This window comes from Natronococcus sp. CG52, from assembly GCF_023913515.1.
GTDB classification, from domain to species: domain Archaea; phylum Halobacteriota; class Halobacteria; order Halobacteriales; family Natrialbaceae; genus Natronococcus; species Natronococcus zhouii.
Window position 1 is genome coordinate 3,812,792 of record NZ_CP099391.1, and the last position, 19,339, is coordinate 3,832,130.

At 66.6% G+C, this 19,339-nt stretch carries 18 protein-coding genes; 5 read left to right on the forward strand and 13 right to left on the reverse strand.

The window, feature by feature from the left end; all coding sequences use genetic code 11:
* Positions 1-65 precede the first annotated feature (65 nt).
* The 5 genes from NED97_RS19070 to NED97_RS19090 form a co-directional block, all read right to left on the reverse strand.
* Complete coding sequence (locus NED97_RS19070) at positions 66-1,349, reverse strand: adenosylhomocysteinase (protein WP_252488589.1); 1,284 nt, start codon at positions 1,347-1,349, stop codon at positions 66-68.
* A 118-nt stretch (positions 1,350-1,467) separates the two neighbouring features.
* Positions 1,468-2,331 (reverse strand): hypothetical protein, encoded by an 864-nt coding sequence (locus NED97_RS19075; protein WP_252488590.1) that lies wholly within the window; start codon positions 2,329-2,331, stop codon positions 1,468-1,470.
* A gap of 287 nt (positions 2,332-2,618) precedes the next feature.
* Entirely contained in the window at positions 2,619-3,917 is a 1,299-nt protein-coding gene (locus tag NED97_RS19080; protein WP_252488591.1) for an amidohydrolase, read from the reverse strand.
* A 61-nt stretch (positions 3,918-3,978) separates the two neighbouring features.
* On the reverse strand, positions 3,979-4,500 hold the full coding sequence (locus tag NED97_RS19085) for an FkbM family methyltransferase (RefSeq protein ID WP_252488592.1): 522 nt from the start codon (positions 4,498-4,500) through the stop codon (positions 3,979-3,981).
* A gap of 238 nt (positions 4,501-4,738) precedes the next feature.
* Positions 4,739-5,581 (reverse strand): HVO_0234 family beta-propeller protein, encoded by an 843-nt coding sequence (locus NED97_RS19090; RefSeq protein WP_252488593.1) that lies wholly within the window; start codon positions 5,579-5,581, stop codon positions 4,739-4,741.
* 91 nt (positions 5,582-5,672) lie between these two features.
* Here NED97_RS19090 and glmM point away from each other — a divergent pair, with 91 nt between their 5' ends.
* Together glmM and NED97_RS19100 are read left to right on the forward strand one after the other, a co-directional pair.
* Positions 5,673-7,037, forward strand: a complete 1,365-nt coding sequence (gene glmM / locus NED97_RS19095; RefSeq protein WP_252488594.1) for a phosphoglucosamine mutase — start codon at positions 5,673-5,675, stop codon at positions 7,035-7,037.
* A gap of 73 nt (positions 7,038-7,110) precedes the next feature.
* Positions 7,111-8,187 carry a hypothetical protein gene (locus tag NED97_RS19100; protein ID WP_252488595.1) on the forward strand — a complete coding sequence of 359 codons (1,077 nt, stop codon included), beginning with the start codon at positions 7,111-7,113 and terminating at the stop codon, positions 8,185-8,187.
* A 58-nt stretch (positions 8,188-8,245) separates the two neighbouring features.
* On the opposite strand, the gene NED97_RS19105 is transcribed toward NED97_RS19100, so the two are convergent.
* From NED97_RS19105 to hisI, 4 genes are all read right to left on the reverse strand, one after another.
* On the reverse strand, positions 8,246-8,755 hold the full coding sequence (locus NED97_RS19105) for an HPP family protein (protein ID WP_252488596.1): 510 nt from the start codon (positions 8,753-8,755) through the stop codon (positions 8,246-8,248).
* A gap of 55 nt (positions 8,756-8,810) precedes the next feature.
* A complete protein-coding gene (locus NED97_RS19110) occupies positions 8,811-9,215 on the reverse strand; it encodes a universal stress protein (RefSeq protein WP_252488597.1) in 405 nt (134 codons plus the stop codon).
* 63 nt (positions 9,216-9,278) lie between these two features.
* On the reverse strand, positions 9,279-10,457 hold the full coding sequence (locus NED97_RS19115) for a DUF7118 family protein (protein WP_252488598.1): 1,179 nt from the start codon (positions 10,455-10,457) through the stop codon (positions 9,279-9,281).
* Position 10,458: 1 nt separating this feature from the next.
* Positions 10,459-10,824, reverse strand: a complete 366-nt coding sequence (hisI, locus tag NED97_RS19120) for a phosphoribosyl-AMP cyclohydrolase (RefSeq protein WP_382207527.1) — start codon at positions 10,822-10,824, stop codon at positions 10,459-10,461.
* Positions 10,825-11,057: 233 nt separating this feature from the next.
* Between hisI and NED97_RS19125 the strand changes: the two genes are divergently transcribed.
* Together NED97_RS19125 and NED97_RS19130 are read left to right on the forward strand one after the other, a co-directional pair.
* The gene (locus NED97_RS19125) at positions 11,058-11,831 is read left to right on the forward strand and encodes a YihY/virulence factor BrkB family protein (protein ID WP_252488599.1); all 774 of its coding nucleotides are present in this window, start codon (positions 11,058-11,060) and stop codon (positions 11,829-11,831) included.
* Between the two features lie 172 nt (positions 11,832-12,003).
* A complete protein-coding gene (locus tag NED97_RS19130; RefSeq protein WP_252488600.1) occupies positions 12,004-12,219 on the forward strand; it encodes a hypothetical protein in 216 nt (71 codons plus the stop codon).
* Positions 12,220-12,601: 382 nt separating this feature from the next.
* Here the strand turns inward: NED97_RS19130 and NED97_RS19135 are convergent, their stop codons facing one another.
* The 4 genes from NED97_RS19135 to NED97_RS23160 all read right to left on the reverse strand — a co-directional run bounded on the left by NED97_RS19135 (position 12,602) and on the right by NED97_RS23160 (position 18,129).
* The gene (locus NED97_RS19135; RefSeq protein ID WP_252488601.1) at positions 12,602-14,845 is read right to left on the reverse strand and encodes a CDC48 family AAA ATPase; all 2,244 of its coding nucleotides are present in this window, start codon (positions 14,843-14,845) and stop codon (positions 12,602-12,604) included.
* A 315-nt stretch (positions 14,846-15,160) separates the two neighbouring features.
* Positions 15,161-16,747 (reverse strand): phosphoglycerate dehydrogenase, encoded by a 1,587-nt coding sequence (gene serA, locus NED97_RS19140; RefSeq protein WP_252488602.1) that lies wholly within the window; start codon positions 16,745-16,747, stop codon positions 15,161-15,163.
* A 363-nt stretch (positions 16,748-17,110) separates the two neighbouring features.
* Positions 17,111-18,007 (reverse strand): DMT family transporter, encoded by an 897-nt coding sequence (locus NED97_RS19145; protein ID WP_252488603.1) that lies wholly within the window; start codon positions 18,005-18,007, stop codon positions 17,111-17,113.
* Complete coding sequence (locus NED97_RS23160) at positions 18,004-18,129, reverse strand: hypothetical protein (protein WP_256493367.1); 126 nt, start codon at positions 18,127-18,129, stop codon at positions 18,004-18,006. The genes NED97_RS19145 and NED97_RS23160 overlap by 4 nt, the downstream gene beginning before the upstream one ends.
* 40 nt (positions 18,130-18,169) lie before the next feature.
* Here NED97_RS23160 and NED97_RS19150 point away from each other — a divergent pair, with 40 nt between their 5' ends.
* Positions 18,170-19,327, forward strand: a complete 1,158-nt coding sequence (locus tag NED97_RS19150) for a mechanosensitive ion channel family protein (RefSeq protein ID WP_252488604.1) — start codon at positions 18,170-18,172, stop codon at positions 19,325-19,327.
* Positions 19,328-19,339 lie beyond the last annotated feature (12 nt).

The window sequence follows — 19,339 nt, forward strand, 5'->3', positions numbered from 1 at the left end:
ATGGACGGCGTACCCTTGGGCGTTCCTCTTTCGTATGACGGCGATCTGAAACGATCGCGGCGAGTTTACGTTCCGTGATCCCAGGAGCCCATGTACTCGCGCTGGGTCTCCGTCAGCGCGTCGTAATCGACGCCCTCGGCCGCGAGTTTGATCTCGGCGATCTCCTGGTCGAGTTCGTCCGGCACGTCGTGGACGCCCGCATCGTACTGCTCGCTGTTCTCGAGCATCTCCCGCACGCAGACGGCCTGGACGCCGAAGCTCTGGTCCATCACTTCGACCGGGTGACCCAGCGAGATGGGCGCGGCGAGGTTGACGAGGCGGCCCTCGGCGATCACGTTCAGCCGGCGGCCGTCGTCCATCTCGTAGGCCTCGACGCCGTCGCGAGCCTCGTAGCGGTCGACCGCGAGGTCGTCCAGCGCGTCGAGGTCGATCTCGATGTCGAAGTGCCCCGCGTTGGCGAGCAGGACGCCGTCGTTCATCTTCTCGAAGTGCTCCCGAACGACGACGTCGCGGTTACCCGTCGTCGTGAGGAAGACGTCACCCACTTCGGCGGCCTCGGCCATCGGCATGACCTCGTAGCCCTCCATGTGGGCCTCGAGAGCGCGTCGGGGCTCGACCTCGGTGACGATAACGTTCGCGTTCTGGCCCGACGCCTTCCGGGCGACGCCCTTCCCGCAGTAACCGAAGCCGGCGACGACGACGTCCTTGCCGGCCCACGAGAGGTTCGTGGTCATGGCGATCGACGCCAGCGAGGACTCGCCGGTGCCGTGAACGTTGTCGAACAGGCGCTTCATCGGCGTGTCGTTCACGGCGAAGACGGGGTAGTCGAGCGCGCCGTCCTCGTCCATCGCGCGCAGGCGGTGAACGCCCGTCGTCGTCTCCTCGCAGCCGCCGACGATGCCGTCGATCAGTTCGGGGTAGTCCTCGTGGATCGCGGCGACGAGGTCCATCCCGTCGTCGACCGTCACGGTGGGTTCGTGGGCGATGACGGCCTCGATGGCGGCGTAGTACTCCTCGTCGTCGACGCCGCGTTTCGCGTAGCTCGTGATGTTCTCGTGGGCGTCGAGCGCCGCCGAGACGTCGTCGTGGGTCGACAGCGGGTTGCAGCCAGTCACCGCGACCTCCGCGCCACCCTCCGCGAGCGTCTCGACGAGCATCGCGGTCTTGGCCTCGACGTGCATCGCCATCGCGATGCGCTCGCCCTCGAACGGCTGGTCCGCGACGAACCCCTCGCGGACGTGCTCGAGGATCGGCATGTGTTGGGCTGCCCAGTCCATCTTGCGGCGGCCGTCTTCTCGAGCCGCATCCAGATCGTTCAGCTGATCGCTGATCGGCGGATACTCGGTCATGCCTGCACAGAGAGGGACCGGAGCAAAAACGCTACCGAACCCGATGTCGAACGACGATACCGCAAAAAGATGCAGTCGTTACGGCCGTATCCGGCCGCTCACCGCTCGTTCGCTCGGTTCAATCGTCACTGTGGCCCGGTGGACCGCCACCGTTGTTGCCGTTTCCGTTCCCGGCGTGTTCGGGTGGCCCCTGCTTGTCGTCCTCGTCGTCGCCGTCGGCGTCGTCGTTCCCGTTGCCAGCGTGTTCGGGCGGCCCCTGCTTGTTGCTCTCGGAGTCGTCACTCGGTGGGCCGGCGTGGCTCGGCGGGCCCGCGTGCTTGGGCGCGTTACCCGGGTTGTTCTCGACGACGAAGCCTGCGATCCGCACTCCGAGCGGCTTGTCGGACTCGTTGTTCTTCTCGTTCTCGACAAGGTCGGTGACGAACGCGCCGAAGTTCTCCAACTCCTCGTCGGCCGGCTCGAGCGTTTCCGTCGTCGTATCGACGGTCTCGTCGTCGACGATCGCCTCGAAGTTTACGTCGACGCTCTCGTTACCCGTGGGCGCGGCGAGCGTGACTGTCCCGTTGTCGTTCGTCGTGTACGCCCCGTCGCCCGCGTAGGACGCGTTCTCGTCGTTCTCGTCGACCGTTGAAACTTCGACGGTTGCGTTGTCGACGCCGGTGCCGTTCTCCTCGATCGTCACGGTGACTTCGCCCTCCTGGAAGACGGAAATCGAGGGACCTTCTGACTCCGTCTCGTTAGTTTCGTTACTCTCGGAGTCGTCTTCAGCGTCCCCCTCATCTTCCTCGTCTATTCCGTCATCCCCTTCATCCGTTTCATCGTCCGTCTCGTTCCCGTCCGCTTCATCTCCGTCGACATCCTCGGCGGTCGAGAAGGTCGGTTCGGCGTCGCCCGTCTCCGCGGCTGCCATCCCCGGCAGCGCAACCAGCGACAGGATCATGACGACGACCAGCGCCCTCGTGAGCAGTCGATTCTTCTTCATGCGTTACTGAAATTCAATTATTAGTGAATAAATCCCGCTGGTAGTTACGCGACGCTCCGGTTTCGAGAAACGGGCCGAGAATCCGTTTTAACGTTTATCGGCTCCCCTGGGCGTTTAGATTTCGTTCACGGACCGATCAGCGGTGTAAACGGTCGGGACGCTGTTCCGTCACGAATTATCCGCTCCGGTGCTGGCGATCCATCCGTCAGGAATGCCGGCCAACAGCCCACCGAGAAGGAACTTCACCGATGGAACATCGTCACGCGAGAAAGCTTGGCCCGGGAGGGCTATTCCTCGGCTCGAGCCACCAGCGACGCCGCCGCCTCGCTCGCCCGCTCGCGAACGGCCGACTCCTCGAGCGTCAGCACTTCTCGATCCCGCATGAGCACCTGCCCGTCACAGATGGTGTGGCGGACGTCGGCGGCGGCCGCGGCGTACGCGAGGTGGCTCACGAGGTCGTGGGCCGGCGTCAGGTGCGGCTTCTCGAGGTCGAGCACCGCGAGGTCGGCTGGGGCTCCCGCCTCGAGGCGACCGGCGTCGAGACCGATGGCGTCGGCGCTCCCCTGCGTCATCATCTCGACGACCGCCTCGGCGGGCACCGCGCTGGCGTCCTCCGCGGCGAGTTTGCCGAGCATCGCCGCGTCGCGGGCCTCGTCGAGCATGGAGAGATCGTTGTTCGAAGCCACCCCGTCGGTACCGATCCCGACGGTGACGCCCTCCTCGAGCATTCGCTGGACGGGCGCCATCCCGCTGGCGAGTTTCATGTTCGAGGCCGGGCAGTGGATCACGCCCGTTCCCGCCTCCGCGAGCAGACCGATCTCGCTCTCGTCGACGTGGACGCCGTGGGCGACGAAGTCCTGGGGCTCGAGCATTCCCTTCTCGGCGGCGTAGGCGAGCGGCCGGACGCCGTGCTCGTCGACGATCGGCGTCACCTCGTCAGCGGTCTCGTTCGCGTGGTAGTGGATCGGCACGCCGGCCTCGCGGGCCTTCGGGACGAACTCCTCGAGGTACTCCCCGCCGACGGTCGTCAGCGAGTGGGGCATGAACGCCGTCGAGATCCGGCCGTCGGCCGCGCCGTCGTACTCCGCGGCGACCTCGAGGCTCGTCTGGGCGTCCTCCCGGGCGCCCTCGTCGTTCTTGACGACGGTGACGACACCGTGGCCGAGTCGAGCCCGGAGGCCGGCCCGCTCGACCGCGTCGGCGATCTCCGGAACCTCGAAGTACATGTCCGCGAAGGCGGTCGTCCCGCTCTTGATCATCTCGACCAGCCCCAGCTCCGCGCCGATCCGGATATCGTCCGGGGTCAGTTCGCCCTCCGCGGGCCAGATGTCCTCCTGGAGCCAGGCGTCGAGGGGTTTGTCGTCGGCGTAGCCCCGCAGCAGCGTCATCGAGACGTGACAGTGGCCGTTGACGAATCCGGGCGTGACGAGCGAACCCGACGCGTCGAGGGTCTCGTCGGCGTCGGCCGCGAGGTCGTCGCCGAGTTCGAGGATCTCGCCGCGCTCTTGGTCGATCAGTACGTCCGCGCGCGTCACGGTCAGGTCGGGCGACAGCACCCGTCCGCCGGTGATAGCCAGCGTCGTCATTACCTCGGGTTTCTCGCCGGCCTGCCTTAGCGTGTCGATTCGGTAGACTGGGAAACGGACCTCACACCGTTCGTTCGCACCGCCAGTATCCCTCCCGCTCCCGGATCTCGTATCCGGCGGCCTCGAGCGCCGCCCTCGTTTCCCGCGTCGCGTCGCCCTCGAGGCCGTCCTCGTGAATCTCGACGAATACAGCGGGTTCGTGACGCTCGAGGGTCTCCCGCGCGCCGCGTATCACGGCCGGCGCGGCGCCCTCGACGTCGACCTTGATCGCGTCCGGCGCCGGCAGGTCGGTCGCGAGGTCGTCGAGCCGGCGAATCGGAACCGGCCGAACGGCGGCCACCGACGCCTCCCAGCGGCTCGCACCCGCCCGGTCGAACGCCGAGAGTTCGGGGTACGTCGAGACGTAAAGGAGTCGTTTGCCGCTCTCGTCGCCGATTCCGCAATCGTGGGCGTCGATCCGCTCCTCGAGTCCGTTTAGCCAGACGTTCAGCCGGAGCCGATCGGCGGCCGTCGGGCCGTGTTCGAAGGTGACGATCCGGTGAACGGGCCGGCCCGCGGCCAGCGCGAGCGCGTAGATACCCACTTCTCGCCGACGTCGAAGACGACGGCCGCGGGACCGCAGCGGGCGCTCAGTTCCGCAAGCATCGCGTTGTCGCCGTGGCGGTTGAGCTGCTCGTAACACCGGAGCGTTCCCGCGGGCGTCCGGTTTCGACGCGAAACCAGCCGGCGCTCGTAGTTCGCCCGTAGCCGAATCCGCGGAGGACGTAGAACGCTCGCGTCGCGAGATCGGACGCCGAAGGCACGGTGCGGCCGCAGTCGCGCTATCGCTCGAACGGGATCGCGACTCCCGTCACGCCGTCGACGCCGAGCACCTGGGATCGCCACTCGCCGTCGGTCGCCGCCGCGAACGTGCCGTCCTCGGTGACCGCGTAGACCGCGTCGCCGTAGCCGACGTCGACGACGGGATCGTGGGGGTGCTCGAGGGGCCGCCACTCGCCGTCCTCGGCCGTGTATTCGGAGACCGTCTCGTCGGAAACGGCGTGAGCGCGAGCGATCCGGCCGGGTTCGGAGCGCGGATCGGCGGCGACGACGTTGAACGCGCCCTCGAGAATCGACATCCAGCCGTTACCGAGCTTGTAGAGGCCGTCGTCGGTCGCGGCGAGCGGGACGCCGCTGGCGGAGACGTCGCGGACGTCGGTGAGTCCGGCGTGGTCGAGACCGCCCTCGTGGACCCGGTAGACCCCGCGGTCCGTGCCGATGAGGTTGCCGTCGATAGCGCGGACCGACGCGCCGAGGTCGTCCTCGAGCGTCAGCCAATTCTCGTCGTCCCGTCGAGCGATGCGGCCGTCGGGACCGGCTGCGAGCAGCCGCGATCCGTCGGCGCCGACCGCGACCGCGGGGCCGAACCCGGTCTCGACGAAGGTGGCGTCCTCGTCGGTCGCGTCGACTCCCGAACGCAGCAGGCGAACGTCCTCGTCCGTCGCGACCGCGATCGTCTCGCCGGCCGCGGCGACGTCTCGCGCATCACAGCGCTCACAGAGGCCGAACTCGCCGACGGAGTCGCCGGCGACGCGCACGCGAACGATCCCGAACGAACTCGCGACGTAGGCGCGCGTGGCACCATCGCGGCCGTCGTAGACGCGTTTCTCCTCGATCGAATCCATACCCGTACGGTCGTGATCGCGCGCCGAAAGCGTTCTGTCTGCTCCGTCGGCTTCGGAACCCATTTGGGGGGTCCGACCCGACTAACTGGTGATGCAAGTATTCGGATCGAGCGGGACGCGCGGCGTCGCCAACGAGGAGCTGACGCCCGCGTTCGTCCTTCGCGTCGCGAAAGCAGCGGGGACGGCCTGGGAGGCCGGCCGCATCGCGATCGCACGCGACACGAGATACACCGGGCAGATGCTCGCCGACGCCGCCGCGAGCGGACTGGCGAGCACGGGAACCGACGTCGACCGCCTGGGGATCGTTCCGACGCCCGGCGCACAGGCCTACGCCGAGCGCGAGGGGGTGCCGGTTATGGTCATCACGGCCTCGCACAATCCGCCGCAGTACAACGGCGTCAAACTCGTCAACAGCGACGGGGTCGAACTCGGAATTACCGGCCTCGAGTCGATCGAGGAGACGCTGCTCGCGGAGGCGTTTACGGTCGCCCCGTGGGACGAGACGGGCCGCGTCCGGATGGTCGAGGGGGCGAAACAGGAGTACGTCGACGAACTGCTCGAGGCGGTCGACCGCGAGCGGATCGCCGACGCCGACCTGACGATCGCGCTCGACCCGGGCCACGGGGCGGGGTCGCTGACCAGTCCGGAGTTCTTCCGCAAGCTGGGCTGTCGCGTCGTCACGGTCAACGGCCAGCCCGACGGTCACTTCCCAGGCCGCGATCCGGAGCCGGTCCTCTCGAACCTCGAGGATCTGGGCCGGCTCGTCCGGGCCACCGACGCCGACATCGGGATCGCCCACGACGGCGACGCCGACCGGGCCATCTTCTTCGACGAGAACGGCGAGTACGTCGAGGGCGACGCCACCCTCGCCGCCCTCGCGGCGGCGGAACTCGGGCCCGAGGACACCACCGTCTCCGCGGTGAACGTCTCCCAGCGCCTCGTCGACGTCGCCAACGAGATCGGCGCCGAACTCGAACTGACGCCGATCGGTTCGACGAACATCATCACCCGAATCGAGGAACTCGAGGCGAAGAACAAGCACGTCCCCGTCGCGGGCGAGGGCAACGGCGGGATTTTCTTCCCCAACTACCGGCTCACGCGAGACGGCGCCTTCACCGCCGCACGGTTCCTCGAACTCGTCGCCGAGCGGCCGGTGAGCGAGATCGTCGCCCCGTACAACGGGTACGCCAACGTTCGGCGCAACATCGAGTACGAGTCGACGGCCGAACGCGACGCGATGCTCGACGCCGCGGCCAACCACGCCCAGGCCGCGGACGCCGAGCTCAACACGCGAGACGGCTACCGCCTGGACTACGGCGACGCGTGGGTGCTCGCGCGTCCGTCCGGCACGGAGCCGCTCGTCCGGATCTACGCCGAGGCCCGCGACGCCGACCGTGCGAACGACCTCGCCGACGACATGTACGAGACGCTGGCCGAAGCGAAAGCCGACGCCTGACGCCTGTCCGCTGCCGGCAGCAGTTCTTTCCGTCGACCCGGCGTCAGTTCGCCTACGAGGCTCGTACTGGAAGATGAGCGACGAGTCGGCACAGCGACCTCGAGACCCGCCGGCGGAAGACGACGCGCCGCAATCCCAGCCCGATCCGCTCGTCGGCGCTGGATCGCGCGTCGACAGGGTACTCCACTGGCTCTACCTGCACGGCGACCGCCGCGTCATCTCCGGCGTGATCCTGGTCGGCGTCTTCGTCGCCTCGCTGCTGTTGATTCGCGGCGAACTCATCACGCCGGCCGAGGCGGGCGACGTCACAGCCATCTCCGCCGCGCTGGTCGGCGGGATGCTCCCGTTTATCACCGTCGTGCTCGCGATCAACCAGCTCATCCTCTCCGAGGAGTTCGGCACGACCGGCGCCTTCTTCGAGCGCCTCGAGGAGACCCGCGAGTTCCGGCGAACGATCGAGTCACACACCGGCTACCGGCCGAGCCCGGTCGAACCTTCGGCGTTCCTCCGGACGCTGATCGAGGCCAAGCGCCGGACCGCGCTCGGACTCCAGAACGTCTGTCGCGACGCCGATCCCGACGTCCAGGACGACGTCGACGAGTTCGTCACGACCACGACGTCGCGAGACGACGAGGCCATCGAGACCCTCGAGGACGCGAGGTTCGGCTCGTTCGTCGTCATCTCCGTCATCCTCCACTACAACGATCCCTGGCAGCTTCAGGAGGTCCGAAAGATCCGGGAGTATCACCGATACGGCCTCTCCGACGCCGCGGACAATCAGCTCGAGCGGCTGGAGGATCTCCTCGGCGACATCCACGTCGCCCGGCAGTACTTCAAGACCGTCTACATGCAACAGGAGCTGGCGGATCTCTCGAAGATCCTGCTGTACGTCGGCTTCCCGACGCTACTCGGCGGCGCCTTCATCATCGTGTCGTACGGTAACCTGCTGGCGCTGGATCTCCACCCGTGGGTCTACGTGGGCGTCGTCAGCGCGACGATCGCGGCGCTGTTCAGTCCCTTCGCCGTCCTGATCACGTACGTGCTCCGGATCGCGACTATCGCGCGACGGACGGCCGCCGACTTCGGCCCGTTCGTCCTGCAACAGCAGCTCCCCCAGGAGGGACTCGAGACGAGCGACGCCGGCGACTGATCGGCGCTCCTACCGTCGGCAGAACTGTTTAAAGACCGGGCACGAACGGGCGGCCGTATCAGGACCGCAGTTCCTCGCCGTACCGCACACCGGCCCGCTCGGTCGCGAGCAACAGCCGGTGTGCGACCACGAGCAGAACGACCGCGAGAACGATCAGCACCCCCTCCCAGAGCGCCGAGAGGATTCCGAGCGAGACGATCAGCGTCGTCGCGCAGGCGGGCGGGTGACGGGTATCGGTCGCGAGCATTCCACCCGCAGTCAGCGTCGTCGCGAGGACCGCGCTCCCGGCGAGCCGGAGCCCCTCTATCGAACCGGGCGCCGTCGCGACCGTCATGCTCGCCTCGACGGCGAGCAGGTGGTACGCGAGCAGTCCGGCGGCGACGCCGATGGCGTGGCCGCCGATCACCCGCTTCGGCGAGGTCGCGTCACTGTCCTGGAACAGTGCCAGCACGAACGCCGAGGGTCCGAGGCTCGGAAAGATCATCGGCAGTCCCGACAGCCAGGCCATCCCCGCCGTCGTCGAGATGAGAAGGGCAGTGTGTAGCGTCGTTCCCGTCCGATCGTCCATACACTCCGTTCGAGGCGTCGAGGTGAAAACACCGATGGTTCGGCCCGTTCGGAGCTCAGGGGACGATCATCACCGGTATCGGCGACCGGCGGGCGACCTTCTCCGCGACGCTTCCCAGTAGCATCCGCGAGACGCCCGAGCGGCCCTCGCTACCGATGACGATGTCGTCGACGTCCTCCTCCTCGACGTACTGGAGGATCGCGGACGCTGCCTGTCCTTCGACGACCTGCGTCTCGACTCGGCGCCCGTACTTCTCGGCGATCCGATCGACGTCGTCGAAGACGTCGGGGTGGCTGTCCTCGCCGGCGACCGCCGGCGGTCGGCCTGCGTATCCCGCCTCGAGGTCGTCGACCGCGTGGAGAACCGTGATGTCGTCGTCGGGAAACCGTTCGAGGGCGTACTCGAGGGCCGCCCGCGCGGGCTCGGAGTCGTCCATCGGAACGAGAAGGCGTCTGGTCATACCGGAAGTACGATCGGCGGCTCCTTCAGTTATTGGCACGACGGTTCGGCCGCCGGACGACGTTTAGAACGGATCGGTCTCCTCGAGTACGTCCTCCTCGAGCGCGTCCTCGAGTCGGTGCTGTTCCGTTCGAAGCGACTCGAGTTCGTCCGCGACGCGGCCGTCTCGCAGCCGCTCGCGCTCTGTGGGAGTTAACTGATCGACCGCCTGAGCCGCGGTCTGGAGGCGGTCGTACTCCGAACCGTACGTCAGGGCGCGTACGTCCCGAAGCGCCGCGACGGTTTCCTCGTCGGCGACGCGGGCGACGAACGGCTGGTACTCTCGACTCTGGCGCCGGAGGAACCCCGCCGGACCGGGCGGCCACGCGACCGTCAGCGGTTCGGCGTCGATCCCCTCGAGGTACGTCTGCTGGGTCGCGACCGTCCGCTTGAGTTCGTCCGCGTCCTCGACGTAGTGCTCGAGCTTCGACCGGGAGTAGTCAGCGTACTCGAGCAGTTCGGGAACGGTGTACTCTCCGGCGGGCCGTTCGGACACGAACCGCCGCAGATCCTCCGGCGGACGTTCGTAGCCGACGAAGGGGTACCATCGGCTCCGCTCGAGCAGTGAGAAGACCTTCCGGGCCGAGACCTCGAGGCGGTACTCCCGGAACGCGGTCCGGACCGCCTCGTTGTACGTCTCGATCGGCTCCCGGAGTCGCTCGACCGGCGCCCCCAGGTCGGCGGTCGCGAGTTCGAGCAGTCGCTCGCGCTCGTCGATCGCGTCGTCGATCTCCCGCACGCGTCTGCTGGCGGCCTTTCGCGCCTCGACGAGTTCCTCCTGCGCAGCGTTTCGGTCCTCGAGCAGTTCCGCGTACCGGCGGGCGGGTGCGAGCGCCTCGTGTGCGCGCTCGAAGTCGGACTCGCTCAGCCGTCGCTTGTCGAGGACGTCGAGCGCGTCCTCGAACGCTTCGCGACCCTTCAGATCGTCGGACAGCCCGTCGACGAGGGTGTCGAACTTGCCCTCGAGTTCGATGTACGCCTGGAAGTTCTCCCGGCCGGTACCCGTCGCCCGGTCGACGTAGGTGTCGAGGAGGTCCGTCGCGTCTCGATAGGCTTCGGCGGCGTCGACGACCGCCTCGCCGCCGTGGTCCTCGATCTCTCGGCGGGCCCGTTCGAACCGCTCGCGAGCGACCTCGAGTCGCTCGAGCGGCGTACGGTTCGTCCCGGCTGCGTCGGGTTCCGAGCGAGAGACGCCTTCAGTCATCCTACTCGTAGACGGCCTCGGGATCGAACACTCGTTCGCCGACGTTCTCGCCCTCGACGGTTCGGTAGAAACAGGAGCGGTGGCCCGTGTGACACGCACCCCCCTCCTGGTCGACCAGGTACAGCAGGGTGTCGGCGTCGCAGTCGACCCTGACCTCCTCGACGTGCTGGACGTGCCCGCTCGTCCCGCCCTTCTGCCAGAGTTCGTCCCGGCTTCGCGAGTAGTAGTGTGCCAGTCCCGTCTCGCGGGTGTGCTCGAGCGCCTCCGGGGAGACGTAGGCGAGCATCAACACCTCGCCCGTGTCGGCGTCCTGTGCGACGGCCGGAACGAGTCCGTCCTCGCCGAAGTCGACCGCGATCTCGTCCATGATAGAGTCGATGACCGTCCCCGCGATAGGTCTTTTGCCGCGTCGTCACGAAACGGCCTCCAGAAGCCGCCGCTGGGCACGGGCGCATCTCGAGCCGAACGCGTTCGATTCGGTCGATCTCGAGCAGCGCCCTCAGACTGGACGCCAACCGCTCCACTTTCGCACAGGTTCGTCCGAAATACAGTCATGTCGGCGTTACACGCCCTTCTTGGAATTGATCCCGAACCCGTAGTATGGGAGCAGTCGCGGCAACCCGATCCGTGGTCGACCGTGCGCGAGAGGAACAAATTACTCTTCTCGCGGCGAGCATCGCCTATTACGCCTTCTTTTCGATCATTCCGTTGCTGTTGCTCGTCCTCGCGATCGGATCGCTCGTCGGCGGACAGGCGTTCGCCGACCGTCTCGTCGGACTCATCGGAGGGCAGCTCTCCTCGCAGGGCCAAACCGTGGTCGAGCAAGCGTTGACGAGCCCGACCGGCCGAGGTGGTGCGTCGATCGTCGGGGTCGTCGGGCTGCTGTGGGGAGGTCTCAAGGTGTTCCGGACGGTCGACGTCGCGTTCGATCAGGTCTACCTGGTCGGAGAGGACTCCTCCCTGGTTCGCCAGGTCGTCGACGGCGTGCTCGTGCTGTTCCTCGTCGGTCTCGCGGTGATCGTCATGGTCGGCCTCGGGGCGGTAATTCAGCGCGCGGAACTGGTCGGTATCCCCGGTATCAGCATCCTCGGCTGGATCGGGATGTTCGTCGGACTCGTCGTCGTCTTTCTCCCGCTGTTTTACGTAATGCCGCCGGTCGAGGTCAGCTTTCGAGAGGTGGTTCCGGGCACGGTGTTCACGGTCGCGGGCTGGATAATCCTCCAGGCTGGATTCCAGGTGTACGCCGCAAACGCGGGCGACTACCAGGCCTACGGGCTGCTCGGGGCCGTGCTCCTGTTTCTCACGTGGTTGTACTTCGCGGGCGTTCTCGTGCTGCTCGGCGCGACGATCAACGCCGTGCTCGCGGACCGGTGATCCGCGGTAGTCTCGGCTTCGAACCGCTCATGTCGAGCGCTTCCGTCCGAACCCCGCCGAACGAGCGCGAGCACGCGGTAGCACGTTTCGAGTCGATCCGCTGCGCTCCGACGACCGAAAGCCGAAACGGGACGCCGAATCGGCGGCTCGAGCCAGCGGGGGAGCGGACTTCGTGACGGCAGCCGTGGTTCTGCTTCTCGTACTGATCGTCGGGGTGATGATCGCGCTCTGCGACGTCGATCCGTTCCGGCTCACGTTCGACGACGGTCTGGCTGATGGCCGGCCGAGCCGCGACGAGTACCCTCTGTGGCCGTGGATCGCGACGTTTGTCGTGGTAAGTATCATCGTCTCGAGGATGTTCCTCGGCGTTCACTGCCGATCGACGTGATCGCCAGGCTCGGGCTGGCCGCGATCAGCGTGGCAGTTGCTTTGCGCTTCGTCGATCGCGAGGGCGACGACGTTGAGAGGGGATCGGAGGCCGCCGTCGAGTAAGAGAGCGGCGCCGCGGCCGTTTTTCCCGATCCGAATGGAAACGGAGGACGTTTCGCGGATCGGGCGCCCTGCGGTACGCTTGCCGCACTCGCCGGAACGAACTCGAGTCGGTTCGGGCCGAAGGGGACACCGTCGAGCTTTCGACCGGCTCGGCGTGCGATCGGTAGCGGGGTTTCGATCGCCGCGTTCGACTGCACTGCCCGATCGCGGCCCTCGGCGGGGCGACGGCGTTCGAACGGTGACTGCCGAAAGAGGACGAAAATCGCCGCTCGCGGCCGTCACTGGAATCCGATCATCGACTCTCCGGACTCGTCGGTCGCGTCTCCGCCGAGATTCTCGACGAGATCGTCGTAGAACTCCCGCATCTCGTCGGTCACCGATCGGCTGATTTTTTGCATCGCCTGGCCGAAGTGCGCGCTGGTAACGGTCAACTCGTCTGCCGCGGCCGAGATATCATCGGCGGATGCGTCTTCGTCCCCTTCGATCGAGGTGACTACCCCGTCCATTGAGAGCATACTCGCCTCGCGAATGATCGCCTCGATATCGCTGCCGGTGTACCCGTCCGTCTCTTCGGCTAACTCGTCGAGGTCGACGTCGTCTGTGAGCGGAACGCCGCGAGTGTGAACGCCGAAAATTTCGCGCCTCGCCTCGAGATCCGGCGTCGGGACGTAGACGGTTTTCTCCAGCCGACCCGGTCGCAACAGCGCACGATCGACGATATCCGGCCGATTGGTCGCGCCGAGGACGAACACGTTTTTCAGATCCTCGATCCCGTCGAGTTCCGTCAGCAGCTGAGAGACGACCCGCTCGGTTACGCGCGAATCGAACGATCCCCCCCGTTCCGGAGCGATCGCATCGATTTCGTCGAAAAACACGATCGTCGGCGCGTTCTGGCGCGCTCGCTGAAACACGTCTCTGACGGCGCGTTCGCTCTCACCGACGAATTTATCGAGCAGTTCCGGCCCCTTGACCGAGATGAAATTGACGCGACTGGCGTTGGCGACTGCTCGAGCGAGCAGCGTCTTTCCCGTTCCGGGCGGACCGTACAGGAGGACGCCCCGCGGAGGGGCCGTGCGCAACTTTTCGAACAGCTGCGGGTACGCGAGCGGCCATTCGACGGCTCTGACCAGCTCTCGTTTCACCGACTCGAGTCCGCCCACGTCCTCGTACGTGACGTCCGGGATCTCGACGAACACTTCGCGCATCGCGCTGGGCTCGACGGTCCGGAGCGCTCGCTCGAAGTCGTCTCCCGTGACCGTTATCTGGTCGAGGACGTCGGGCGGGATAACCTCGACCTCTAAATCGACGTCGACCTGAATCCGGCGCAGGGCGCGCATGGCGGCTTCCTTCGCCAGCGACTCGAGGTCGGCACCCGCGAACCCGTACGTTCGGTCGGCGAAATCCTCGATGTCCACGTCGTCGGCGAGGGGCATCCCTCGCGTGTGAATCTGCAGGATCTCGAGGCGGCCATCCCGCGAGGGAACGCCGATCTCGATCTCGCGATCGAAGCGGCCGCCGCGCCGGAGCGCGGGATCGATCGCGTCGATCCGATTGGTTGCGGCGATCACGATCACGTCTCCGCGTTCCTCGAGGCCGTCCATCAGGCTGAGAAGCTGGGCGACCACTCGACGTTCCACGTCGCCCGTCACTTCGTCGCGACTCGGTGCGACGGAGTCGAGTTCGTCGATGAAGACGATCGCGGGCGCGTTCTCCTGTGCTTCGTCGAATACCTCGCGGAGTTGCTCCTCGCTCTCGCCGTAGTACTTCGACATGATCTCCGGTCCGGAGATCGTTCGAAAGTGGGCGTTGATCTCGTTCGCGACCGCTCTCGCCAGAAGGGTCTTCCCGGTGCCGGGCGGCCCGTGCAGGAGAACGCCTTTCGGGGGCGCGATGCCGAGACGCCGAAAGAGTTCGGGATGGCGCATCGGCAACTCGATCATCTCGCGGATTTGTTCCAACTCGCGATCGAGCCCGCCGATATCCTCGTACGTGACGTCCGGGAGTTCGGTCCGCTCGCCCCGGAGATCCTCCTCGGTGATCGGCGCGTCGCGGACGGTGAACGTCGTCCGTTCGGTGATCGTGACCGGCCCCGCGGGAGACGTTTGGGTGACGAGAAACACGAACGGACGGCCCAGAAGGCGCATGTGGACGGTGTCTCCCCTCACGACCGGCCGATCGACGAGGCGTCGCTGGAGGAACGGTTCCGCGCCGCGGAGGATGACGTACTCCGGGAGCGCAACCGTCACCGAGTCTGCGGCGCTCACGTCCGCTTTCGTCACCTCGACGCGATCGTTTATCCCGACGCTCGCGTTCGCTCGCACGTTCCCGTCGATCCGGACGACGTCGTCGGGATCACCTTCGTATCCGGGCGCCGCTTTTGCAACCGTCTGGCGCCGGCCGGTGATCTGAACGATCTCCCCGGAGTCGATCGCTAGATTCTCCGTGGTGGTTCGGCTCAACCGGGCGATTCCGCGGCCTGCGTCTCGTGCCGTCAGTTCCTGAACTCGTAGCTCCTCGACCATACAAATCGTCTACTGCTCTCCAGGGTTGCCAGGCCGATATACTCGTATTAACCGTGATAAAGAAGTACATTATCGCCGCCCATTGTGCGGTGAGATACACCGGATTCGTGGCGGAATTATAACGCGGTCCTCGGGACGGGATCCTCGGTCGTCCGGAGCTCTTCGAGCGGGATGTGAGCTGTACGCCGCAAACGTCGGTGAATACGGGCCGACGGCTTCGGAGCCGGACAGCGGGAGAAACGGCTACCTCGAAGACGCGGACGCGAAACGGTAGTAGAAATTAGACGACGGCCAGCTCGGAGAAGAGTTACGGCGTTACGCCTGGCCGTTCAGCATGATGAAGTCGATGCCGAGAATTCGGTCGTCCTCGTTGAGTTCCTGGCGCGCCTGGTCGGGGATCTCGCTGTCGACGTTGTAGACCGTCAGCGCCTCGCCCCCGATCGTCTCGCGGGCGTTGAACATCCCGGCGATGTTGACGCCGTATTTGCCCATAACCGAACCGATGAGGCCGATGACGCCCGGTTCGTCCGTGTTGCGCGTGACGACCATCTTTCCGTGGGGGATGGCGTCGACGCGGTAGCCGTCCACGCGGACGATCCGCGGGTCGTCGCCCGCGAAGAGGGTACCGTCGACCGAGACCTCGTCGTCGCCGTTGCTGACTGTCACCGAGATGAGGCTCTGGAAGTCCGCGGCCTGCCGGGTCTTCGATTCGGTGACCTCGACGCCGCGATCCTCGGCGATCTGCGGCGCGTTGACCGCGTTGACCTGCCACTCGAGGGGCTCGAAGACGCCCTTGAGCGCCGAGGCGGTGATGAACTCGACGTCCTCGTCGGCGATCTCACCCTCGTAGGTGACCTCGACGCCCTCGATGCGACCGTCGAGCAACTGCGCGGCCACCTTGCCGCCGGTCTCGGCGATCTCGATGTACGGTTTGACGCGCGGGAACGCGCTCTCGTCGATCGACGGCGCGTTGAGCGCGTTCGCGACGGGTTCGCTGGAGAACGCGGCGTTGATCTGCTCGGCCGTCGAGACGGCGACGTTCTCCTGGGCGGCCTCCGTCGAGGCGCCGAGGTGGGGCGTGACGATGACGTCGTCGTGTTCCAGCAGCGGCGAGTCGTCCGCGAGCGGTTCCTCCGCGAAGACGTCGAGTGCCGCGCCGGCGAGCGTGCCGTCTTCGACCTTCGCGGCGAGGGCGTCCTCGTCGACGACGCCGCCGCGGGCACAGTTGATCAGGTAGCCGTCGCCGAGGCTCTCGAGTTCCGCCTCGGAGATCAACCCTTTCGTCTCGGGCGTCAGCGGCGTGTGGACGGTGAGGAAGTCGGCCTCCTCGAGACACTCGTCGAACTCGACGAGTTCGGCGCCGATGCGGTCGGCGCGCTCCTGGGAGATGTACGGGTCGTAGGCGACGATGTCCATCCCGAGCGAGTCGAGTTTCTTGGCGACCTCCTGGCCGACGCGGCCGAGGCCGACGACGCCGAGCGTTTTGTTGTCGAGTTCGGCGCCGAGGTAGTCGCTCTTGGCCCACTCGCCGTTTTTCAGGCGAATGTGGGCCTGCGGGATCGAACGGGCGGCCGCGAACGTCATCGCGACGGTGTGTTCGGCCGCCGCGCGAACGTTGCCCTCGGGCGCGTTGGCGACGATAACCCCGTGGTCCGTCGCGGCTTCGATGTCGATATTGTCGACGCCGATTCCGGCGCGACCGACGATGACGAGCTCCTCGGCGGTTTCGAGTACCTCCTCGGTGACCTCGGTTCCCGATCGGACGATCAGTCCGTGGGCGTCCGACACCGCCTCGAGAAGATCGTCGCCCTCGAGTTCGTACCCCGTCTCCACGTCGTGGCCAGCGTCTCTGAGAACGTCCAGACCCGCGTCAGCGATCGGGTCCGTAACGAGCACCTTCATGCGCGAGACACCGGCTCGGAGCGGGTAAACCCTTCCGTTGTCGACGGGGCCGGCAAAAACTACCTAATCGACCGCCTGGCGGCGGTTACGCGGCACCGTTCGCGACGAAACCGAGCGCCGTCAGCGCTCGCGAGGGAAGTGACAACGATCCTCGCTCATACAATGTAATTTTCGGTTCTGAAAGTTGATTGCCAAAGTGCTGGTTCAGCTCCCGAATCCGTCGTCGGACCGACGAGAGACGCGCCGCTCGAGAAGTTCACCGTCTGCGAGGACGCACCGGACGGCGACCGCGAGTTCGCGCGCTCGGTACGAAAACAGGAACGAGCGATTCCGCCGCTGAGAACGGCGATGCTCGCGGCGCGTTCAGATCGTGATCAGCACGGCGCCGACGACCACCAGCGCCGCTCCGGCGACTACGCCCCTCGTCACCCGTTCGAGATCCCGCAGGAGCGCCGCGGCGAACAGCAGCGTAAAGAGGGGGGCGGTCGCGACCAGCGGATCGACGACGGCGATCCGCCCCTCTTCGAGGCCGAGCGCGGCCATCAGCGAGAGCATCGCGACCGTCGTCAGCAGTCCGCTCCCGGTGAAGTAGCGGTAGGTCTCCCGCGGCCGGGAGAGCACGGCAGTCCCCCTGACGGCGAGCGCGTACCCGACGAGCACGATCAGTCCCGCCGTTTCGTTGATCGCGACGGCCTCGAGCGCCGAGATGGGCGTCTCGAGCATCCCGTAGCGGCGGCTGACGTTCGCGACCGCGAACGTGGCGGCCGCCGCGATCGGCCACAGCAGATCGCGCGGGCGCCATCCGCCGAGGTCACCGCCTTTCGACAGCGTCAGTGTCGAGACGCCGGCGACGAGGATCACGATCCCCAGTCCCGTAATCGGTCCCAGCGGTTCGCCGAGGAACGCCAGCGCGATCAGCGTCGCGAACAGCGGTCGGGTGCTGAGGATGGTGCTGTTGAGGCTCGCGCCCACCCTGTCGACGCCGACGAAGATCGTGATCCGGCCGAGGGCGGTGCCGATCACGCCCGCGAAAGCGAAGACGGCGAGCACCTCGAGCGTCAGGCCCGCGAACGCCGACCGGCCGTAGAGGGCGGCGATGGCGAGCCAGTAGCAGATCAGTTCGACGACCACGACGACGAGCGACGCCTGGACGGAGCCGCCGCCCGCGGCCATTCCCCGCTTGTCGAAGATCGGCGCGAACCCCCAGAGGATCGCCGGAACCAGCGCGAGCGCGAGGACCTCGAGCGACGCCTCGGTCATCGATCTCGACCCTCCCGTTCGTCGGCGGCCATCGGTGGCAGTCCGTGAGGCGGATGGATCACCGTTGCGGTGTCGGCGATCGACTCGAGGCGAACGTAAAAGGCGTCGATTGGCACATCCAACAGTATATTACTCGCCTCAACCACAGCATACGTATCTGCGATGTCCCTCCAGACTCTCCCGTGGCGGTTGCTGCAGACCGACCACGCCGGTCGGCCCGCGCTCTCGACGGCACTCCTCGAGTGGGAGTGGCTCCTGCTCGCGCTGATCATCGTCGGCTCGTACCTGCTGGCTCGCCTCGTACACTGGGTCAGTCGTCGGTATCTCGGTCGCACCGAACCGGCCGAGGCGTCCTCGTTCGGACGAGCGGTGTTCGAGGAGATCTACACGCCACTGTCGGTGTCGATCGCGCTGCTCGGGTTCTCGATCAGCCTGCAGGTGTTCGGCGTCGTCGGAACGGAGTCGCTGCTCAGTAACGCGGTCGTAACGGCGCTGACGGTGCTGTGGGCCCGTGCGGCGATACGGATCGGCGGCCACTGGCTCGAGATGCTCAACGGCCGCGACCAGAGCTACGAGTTCGCGCCGATCTTCCAGAACTTCTGGACGATCGCGGTCGTCGCCGTCGCGGCGCTGGTCGTGGTGTCGGTCTGGAACCTGCAGGTGACGCCGTTTCTCGCCTCGGCCGGTGTGCTCGGCATCGTCCTCGGCCTCGCCGCCCAGGACGCGATCGGCAACCTGATCGGCGGCGTCGCGCTCTACTTCGACAACACGTACAAGCCGGGTGACGTCATCCTGCTCGAGGGCAATATGCGCGGCACGGTCGTCGACATCGGTATCCGCTCGACGACGGTGCTCACTCCCGAGAACACGATCGTGACGGTCCCGAACGCGGTGTTGAACTCGACGCAAGTCGTCAACCAGACGGCTCCGAAACGTCACATCCGGATCAGCGTCCCGCTGTCGGCCGCCTACGGGACGGACTACGAGACGGTCGAAGAGATCGCCCTCGAGGTTTGCGAGGAGGCGTCCCTGGTTCGTGACTCGCCCAGACCGCGCCTGCTGTTCGACGAGTTCGGCGACTCCGCGCTCGTCTTCGAGCTCCAGGCGTACATCACTCACCCGCTGACCGAGAAGCGCGCCATCGATCAGCTCAACCGTCACGTCTACGACCGCTTCGCCGAGGAAGAGATTACGATCCCGTTCCCGCAGCGCGAACTCTCCTTTCTCGAGCGAGCCGACGAGCCGGAACAGCGACTCGACTTCCGCGAGGGGGACGACCCGAGGGAGCCGCCGGCCGGCGGCGTGAGAGCCGACGAGTGAGCGCGCACGGTC

What these genes read in the sequence shown, in the direction of transcription:
- NED97_RS19070 (WP_252488589.1), bottom strand. Translation starts at nt 1,349, where the DNA reads ATGACCGAGTATCCGCCGATCAGCGATCAGCTGAACGATCTGGATGCG.
- NED97_RS19075 (WP_252488590.1), bottom strand. Translation starts at nt 2,331, where the DNA reads ATGAAGAAGAATCGACTGCTCACGAGGGCGCTGGTCGTCGTCATGATC.
- NED97_RS19080 (WP_252488591.1), bottom strand. Translation starts at nt 3,917, where the DNA reads ATGACGACGCTGGCTATCACCGGCGGACGGGTGCTGTCGCCCGACCTG.
- NED97_RS19090 (WP_252488593.1), bottom strand. Translation starts at nt 5,581, where the DNA reads ATGGATTCGATCGAGGAGAAACGCGTCTACGACGGCCGCGATGGTGCC.
- glmM (WP_252488594.1), top strand. Translation starts at nt 5,673, where the DNA reads ATGCAAGTATTCGGATCGAGCGGGACGCGCGGCGTCGCCAACGAGGAG.
- NED97_RS19100 (WP_252488595.1), top strand. Translation starts at nt 7,111, where the DNA reads ATGAGCGACGAGTCGGCACAGCGACCTCGAGACCCGCCGGCGGAAGAC.
- NED97_RS19105 (WP_252488596.1), bottom strand. Translation starts at nt 8,755, where the DNA reads ATGGACGATCGGACGGGAACGACGCTACACACTGCCCTTCTCATCTCG.
- NED97_RS19110 (WP_252488597.1), bottom strand. Translation starts at nt 9,215, where the DNA reads ATGACCAGACGCCTTCTCGTTCCGATGGACGACTCCGAGCCCGCGCGG.
- NED97_RS19115 (WP_252488598.1), bottom strand. Translation starts at nt 10,457, where the DNA reads ATGACTGAAGGCGTCTCTCGCTCGGAACCCGACGCAGCCGGGACGAAC.
- hisI (WP_382207527.1), bottom strand. Translation starts at nt 10,824, where the DNA reads ATGGACGAGATCGCGGTCGACTTCGGCGAGGACGGACTCGTTCCGGCC.
- NED97_RS19125 (WP_252488599.1), top strand. Translation starts at nt 11,058, where the DNA reads ATGGGAGCAGTCGCGGCAACCCGATCCGTGGTCGACCGTGCGCGAGAG.
- NED97_RS19135 (WP_252488601.1), bottom strand. Translation starts at nt 14,845, where the DNA reads ATGGTCGAGGAGCTACGAGTTCAGGAACTGACGGCACGAGACGCAGGC.
- serA (WP_252488602.1), bottom strand. Translation starts at nt 16,747, where the DNA reads ATGAAGGTGCTCGTTACGGACCCGATCGCTGACGCGGGTCTGGACGTT.
- NED97_RS19145 (WP_252488603.1), bottom strand. Translation starts at nt 18,007, where the DNA reads ATGACCGAGGCGTCGCTCGAGGTCCTCGCGCTCGCGCTGGTTCCGGCG.
- NED97_RS19150 (WP_252488604.1), top strand. Translation starts at nt 18,170, where the DNA reads ATGTCCCTCCAGACTCTCCCGTGGCGGTTGCTGCAGACCGACCACGCC.